This is a genomic window from Streptomyces sp. rh34 (genome assembly GCF_002551245.1).
In the GTDB taxonomy this organism is placed as follows: Bacteria; Actinomycetota; Actinomycetes; order Streptomycetales; family Streptomycetaceae; genus Streptomyces.
This window is the reverse complement of record NZ_NTGZ01000358.1, coordinates 1-5853: the sequence shown is the minus strand read 5'-3', so window position 1 is coordinate 5853 and position 5853 is coordinate 1. Positions and strand designations below refer to the sequence as shown.

The 5853-nt window shown below is 71.7% G+C and carries 5 protein-coding genes; 3 read left to right on the top strand and 2 right to left on the bottom strand.

Features of this window, described 5'->3' with window-relative positions; genetic code table 11:
- Positions 1 to 901: phosphatase PAP2 family protein (locus CR470_RS35085; RefSeq protein ID WP_097871525.1), on the bottom strand; the 901-nt coding region annotated here is incomplete at its 3' end.
- 671 nt (positions 902 to 1572) lie between these two features.
- On the opposite strand from CR470_RS35085, the gene CR470_RS35075 reads away from it, so the two are divergent.
- Both CR470_RS35075 and CR470_RS35070 read left to right on the top strand, forming a co-directional pair.
- The gene (locus tag CR470_RS35075; RefSeq protein WP_097871521.1) at positions 1573 to 3333 is read left to right on the top strand and encodes an MFS transporter; all 1761 of its coding nucleotides are present in this window, start codon (positions 1573 to 1575) and stop codon (positions 3331 to 3333) included.
- Positions 3334 to 3435: 102 nt separating this feature from the next.
- Positions 3436 to 4656, top strand: a complete 1221-nt coding sequence (locus tag CR470_RS35070) for an acyl-CoA dehydrogenase family protein (protein WP_097871519.1) — start codon at positions 3436 to 3438, stop codon at positions 4654 to 4656.
- 67 nt (positions 4657 to 4723) lie between these two features.
- On the opposite strand, the gene CR470_RS35065 is transcribed toward CR470_RS35070, so the two are convergent.
- The gene (locus tag CR470_RS35065) at positions 4724 to 5167 is read right to left on the bottom strand and encodes a cell division protein SepF (protein ID WP_097871517.1); all 444 of its coding nucleotides are present in this window, start codon (positions 5165 to 5167) and stop codon (positions 4724 to 4726) included.
- A 308-nt stretch (positions 5168 to 5475) separates the two neighbouring features.
- On the opposite strand from CR470_RS35065, the gene CR470_RS35060 reads away from it, so the two are divergent.
- A partial coding sequence (locus CR470_RS35060; RefSeq protein ID WP_257139024.1) for a DUF5685 family protein occupies positions 5476 to 5853 on the top strand: 378 nt, incomplete at its 3' end.

Genomic DNA, 5853 nt, shown 5'->3' with positions numbered 1-5853 from the left:
TATAAGAGACAGCCCGCGCCCTGGTCCCCGCCGGATGTCCGGCGGGGAGCACCGGCTCGCCCGCGGCGGGCACGGTCTCGGCGGCGAGGCCCTCGGTGGCCATCGACTGCGGCAGCAGCACCGGCTGCGGCCCCGCCCCCGCCACCGGCGCCGCCGGACGGGCGCCGCCGCGACGCTCGCGCCACCGCTCGCGCATCGCGAAGATCCAGGCCTCGGTCCGGGCGATCAGCGGCTCGAACCAGGGCAGCGCCAGCAGGATGAGCAGCCCGGCCGCCCAGCCCAGCACGACGTCGCTGAGCCAGTGCGTACCGATGTACACGGTGGTGAGGCCGACGCCCAGCGAGACCGTCGCGGACACCGCCGACAGATAGCGCCTGGCGCGCGGGGTGGTGGCCAGATAGGCGAGGATTCCCCAGGTCACGACGGCGTTCGCGGTGTGCCCGGAGGGAAATATATCGCCGCCGGCGAACATCTCGGCCGAGCCGATCTGTGTCGCGTAGTGCGGGCCGAGCCGCCCGAGCCCCAGCTTGACCGCGCCCACCGTCACGTTGAGCAGCAGCAGGGACGTGCCGAGGACCAGCAGCGGCCGGAGCGTGTGCTGACGCCAGGAGCGCCAGCCCAGCCAGCAGGCGACCATCACCGCGGTGGGGCCGCGCTGGCCGAGCACGACGTAGTAGTCCAGGAAGGCGTGCAGTTCGGGCCACTGCTGGTAGGGCCGGAACAGCATGACCTTCCAGTCCAGGGCCACCAGCCAGGACGTGATCAGCACCGCGAAGACGATGGCGAGATAGAACGCCAACGTCCCGCCGAAGAGGGCGATGCGGTGACGGCTCATCCGCGGCGCCTCTATCTTCGGCGGTTCCGGCTCCCGGTCCAGCCGGGCAAAGATGTCGGTACGCACCCAATCGACGTTACAGCGAGTGAGTGTGTGAGCAGGCCAATCCGGGCTCTTTGTGATGACGATGTGATGTGGACTTTGTCTCGGAACGGTGTCTTTTCCGGCCGCGGAGAAGTACCTCCGTGATCATGCGGCCAATTGCCCGCCGGTTCCGTTCGTAAGCGTGTTTGATCTCTCGGAAATAGAGGCGTACCGGAATCCGCGGCAAATGATCCCGCCATTCGGGGGAGGCGCGTGCCGTCGCGCCGCGCCCCGCGACGTCCGGCCGGACCCCCGTCACGGCGGGCGTCCGGGCCTCCCCGGGCGGGAACCCCCGGACGGAGGGGGAATGGCGTACGCCACACTGTGCGGCGGACCGGGGTATGACATGCGCCACGTGTGACCTCGCCGGACTCGCGTACGCTGACGGCTCACTCGCCCGTCGATGCCGGGCCCCAGGGCCTGTCGTCGGACTGTCGTCTGCCGGGCGGCGTCTGGCACGCACGCTCGCGGCGTTGCCGAAATGCCCTGGTAGCTCCGCTACGAGACCATTCCGGCGCCCTGCGATCGCACGCACCGGACGCCGCCCGGCCGCCCTTCGGGCGACGACGGCAGTCGGACGACAAGCCCTGGGACGCGCACCCCACATCACCATCGGTCCGCCGAGTGCGAGGGACTCATCGGGAGGTACGTAGATGTCCGGGACGACCACGGCCGGGGCCCGGCTGCGCGAGGCCGCCGACGACGCCAACCGCTGGGTCGTCCTCGTGGTCCTCTGCCTCAGTCTGCTGGTCGTCGCACTCGACGCGACCGTGCTCCACGTCGCCGTTCCGGCCGTCACCGAGGACCTGCGCCCGAGTGGCACGGCCCTCCTGTGGATCGTCGACGCCTACCCCCTCGTCTGTGCCTCGCTGCTCATCCTCTTCGGCACGCTGGGTGACCGGATCGGCAGACGCCGCGTGCTGCTCTTCGGCTACGCGCTGTTCGGCGTCGCCTCCGCGCTCGCCGCGACGGCCGACACCCCGGCCGTCCTGATAGCGGCCCGCGCCCTCCTCGGCGTCGGCGGCGCGATGATCATGCCCGCCACGCTGTCGATCCTGCGCCAGGTCTTCCCCGACCGCCGGGAGCGGGCGCTCGCCATCGGCGTGTGGACCGCGGTCGCCGCGGTCGGCGCCGCCACCGGACCGGTCGTCGGCGGCTTCCTGGTCGAGCACTTCTGGTGGGGCTCGGTCTTCCTGATCAACATCCCGCTGATGGCCGTGATCCTGCCGCTGGGCCGCTGGCTGCTGCCCGAGTCGCGCGGCGGCCACGACGGCCCGTGGGACGTGCTGGGCGCGCTGACCGCCGCGGCGGGAGTGCTCGGCGTCGTCCTCGGCGTGAAGCGTCTGGGCGGCGGCGCGGGGCTTCTGGATCCGGTCTCGCTGGGGCCGCTGGCCCTCGGGCTCGCGCTCCTGATCCTCTTCGTGCGCCGCCAGAAGCGCCGCAGGCATCCGCTGATCGACGTCTCGATGTTCGCCCGCCCGGCCTTCTCCACCGCCGTCGGCTGCATCGTGCTCGCCATGCTGGCGCTGGTCGGCCTCCAGCTGATCGCCGTCCAGTACCTCCAGCTGGTGCTGGGGCTCAGCCCGCTGGAGACCGGGCTGCGGCTGCTGCCGCTGACCTTCGCGGCGATGGCCGCCGGCGCCACCGGCTCGCACACCCTGCGCCGCATCGGTCCCCGGCGCATGGTCGGCTGGGGTTTCGTCCTCACCGCGTCCTCGGTGCTGCTGCTCACCTCGATGGGGCAGCACGACCGTCCGGCCCTGCTGAGCTGCGCGTTCGTCCTGCTCGGCTTCGGACTGCAGACCACGCTCTTCGGGGCGTACGAGTCGATGCTCAGCGACGCCCCGCCGGAGCGCGCGGGCGGCGCGGCGGCCATCGGCGAGACCTCGTACCAGCTGGGCGCGGGCCTCGGCATCGCCCTGCTCGGCAGTGTCATGAACGCCGCCTACGCCCCCGGCCTCGCCGGTCTGCACGAGAAGGGCGTCCCCGCCCGCGCCGGGGCGGAGGCCTCCCACTCGCTGGGCGAGGCCTATCAGGTGGCCGCGGAGCTGGGCGGCCCGATGGGCGACCTGTTGCGCTCCACGGCCCGGCACGCCTTCATCGGCGGACTCCACATCACGCTGTTCGTCAGCGCGGGCCTGCTGCTGCTCGGGGCGCTGGCCGCCCTGCGCCTGCCGAAGGTCATGGAGTGTCCGCCGAAGGAAGCGTGCCACCGGGGCGAGGCCGGCGGCGGCGCGCCCACGGCCGCTGGATCCACGGCCTCCGTGTCCGCGGCCCCCGCGTACGGGGCGGACGAAGGCCGCGCCCCCGGCGCCGTCCGTCCGGCCGGACGGGACCGTCCGGCCCCGCGCCCGATGGTGCCCGCGCGACGCGAGCCGGCCGAGGCGACCGGCTCTGGACGAGCGGCACACTGAGCCGTAACGTCAGAACGACGCCCTGACTACCACTGCTAGTTTTCGGAGGGCGGGCGTCCCCCGGTCCCTCCGAGCACCGTGCGAGCCGCCGGAGGCACCCTCATGTCCAGCACCGAGTCCGCGAAGCCGTCGAAGCTCCCGCCGTTCGACGCGTCGGATCCCCTCGGCATCGACGACCTGCTCGGCCCCGACGACCTCGCGATCCGCGACACCGTCCGCACCTGGGCCACCGACCGCGTCCTGCCGCACATCGCCGAGTGGTACGAGAAGGGCGAGCTGCCCGGAATCCGGGAACTGGCCCGCGAGCTCGGCGCGCTGGGCGCGCTCGGCATGTCGCTGGACGGGTACGGCTGCGCCGGAGCGAGCGCCGTCCAGTACGGGCTCGCCTGCCTGGAGCTGGAGGCCGCCGACTCCGGGATCCGCTCACTCGTCTCCGTACAGGGGTCGCTCGCCATGTACGCGATCCACCGCTTCGGATCCGAGGAGCAGAAGCAGCGGTGGCTGCCCGGCATGGCGTCCGGCGACATCATCGGCTGCTTCGGCCTGACGGAGCCCGACCACGGCTCCGACCCGGCCGGCATGCGGACGTACGCCAAACGCGACGGCGGGGACTGGATCCTCACCGGCCGCAAGATGTGGATCACCAACGGCTCGGTCGCCGGAGTCGCCGTCGTCTGGGCGCAGACCGACGAGGGCGAGGACGGGCGGGGCATCCGGGGATTCGTCGTGCCGACCGACGCCCCCGGCTTCTCGGCCCCGGAGATCCACCACAAGTGGTCGCTGCGCGCCTCGGTCACCAGCGAGCTGGTCATGGACGAGGTACGGCTGCCCGCCGACGCGGTGCTTCCGGACGCGAGCGGGCTGCGTGGCCCGCTGAGCTGTCTGAGTCACGCGCGGTACGGCATCGTCTGGGGTGCCATGGGCGCGGCGCGGGCCAGCTTCGAGTCGGCCCTCGGCTACGCGAGGAGCCGGGAACAGTTCGGCCGGCCGATCGGCGGCTTCCAGCTCACCCAGGCCAAGCTGGCGGACATGGCCCTGGAGCTGCACAAGGGCATCCTGCTCGCCCATCACCTGGGCCGCCGCATGGACGCGGGCCGGCTCCGGCCGGAGCAGGTCAGCTTCGGCAAGCTGAACAACGTGCGGGAGGCGATCGAGATCTGCCGCACCTCGCGCACGATCCTCGGGGCCAACGGGATCTCGCTGGAGTATCCGGTGATGCGGCACGCCACGAACCTGGAGTCGGTGCTCACCTACGAGGGGACGGTGGAGATGCACCAGCTGGTACTGGGCAAGGCGCTCACCGGTCTCGACGCCTTCCGGTGAGCGGGACGCGCCGGTACGCGCGTGCCGGCCGGATGCGTTGACCGGATCTTTCCGGCGAGCGCCCTGCTCAGCTCTGGTTGAAGAAGCCGCCGGTCCTGCGGCCGGCGGCTTCGCCCGCCACCACCTGGGTGTCGGCGGGGGACAGCAGGAAGACCCGGGTGGCCACCCGGTCGATCGAGCCGCGCAGGCCGAAGATCAGTCCGGCGGCGAAGTCCACCACGCGCTTGGCGTCGGCGGGGTCCATGGCCGTGAGGTTGACGATCACCGGGACGCCGTCCCGGAAGAGCTCGCCGATGGCCCGTGCGTCCCGGAAGCTGTCCGGGGTCACCGTCGCGATCCGGCGGTCCTGCTCCTCGGCCGCCTCCGCGGCCACCTGCACCCGCGGGTCGGTGACCCAGGCCTGGTTGCCCGTACCGGTCTCCGCACCCTCGGCGTACTCGTCGTCGTAGTACCGCTCGTCGTTGTCCTCGACGAGGCCCAGCCAGGCGCTCGCCTTGCGCACCGATCCCATGGACGCCTCCTCTCACCGCGGTTCCTTGGTGTTCCGCATCTCTTTCGTATCCCTATGGTCGTCCATGATGTGGATACCGCGCCAAGTGGATAGTCGGCTCGCAGGCGATTCGTGACGTTACTGGTGCAGAAGATGTGGCGATTCGTCAGGGTTCCTCCTGTGCAAGAGGGCTTGTAGAAGGAAAATATGATGCTCCGGCCGTACGGGTGATCCGGGGGACGTACGGGTGAACGGGTCACTCGATACGATGCACGACGCTCCGGTGCGCGAGCGTCGCGCACCGGCTGAAAGGCTCCCGGGGGATCGTCGTGTTCGGAATCGTCAGGCCCTGTACCCACCGGCTCACCGAAGGCCTCAAGGCCGAGTGGATGGCCCATCTCTGCGGCCTGTGCCTGGCCCTGAGGGCGGATCACGGACAGTTCGCCCGTATCGTCACGAACTATGACGGCCTGATCGTCTCCGTCCTGACGGAGGCTCAGGCGGGCCGTACGCCCGAGGGCCGGCGCACCGCCGGTCCCTGCCCGCTGCGCGCCATGCGCACCGCGCCCGTCGCCAAGGGAGAAGGGGCGCGGCTCGCCGCGGCCGTCTCACTCGTCCTCGCCTCGGCCAAGGTCCGCGACCACGTCGCCGACCGGGACGGGCTGTTGGCCCGCCGCCCGGTCGCCGCCGCCGCGCGCCGGGCTGTC

Excerpts from the sequence above, each read along its gene's own strand:
- CR470_RS35075 (WP_097871521.1), top strand. The coding sequence starts at position 1,573 with ATGTCCGGGACGACCACGGCCGGGGCCCGGCTGCGCGAGGCCGCCGAC.
- CR470_RS35070 (WP_097871519.1), top strand. The coding sequence starts at position 3,436 with ATGTCCAGCACCGAGTCCGCGAAGCCGTCGAAGCTCCCGCCGTTCGAC.
- CR470_RS35065 (WP_097871517.1), bottom strand. The coding sequence starts at position 5,167 with ATGGGATCGGTGCGCAAGGCGAGCGCCTGGCTGGGCCTCGTCGAGGAC.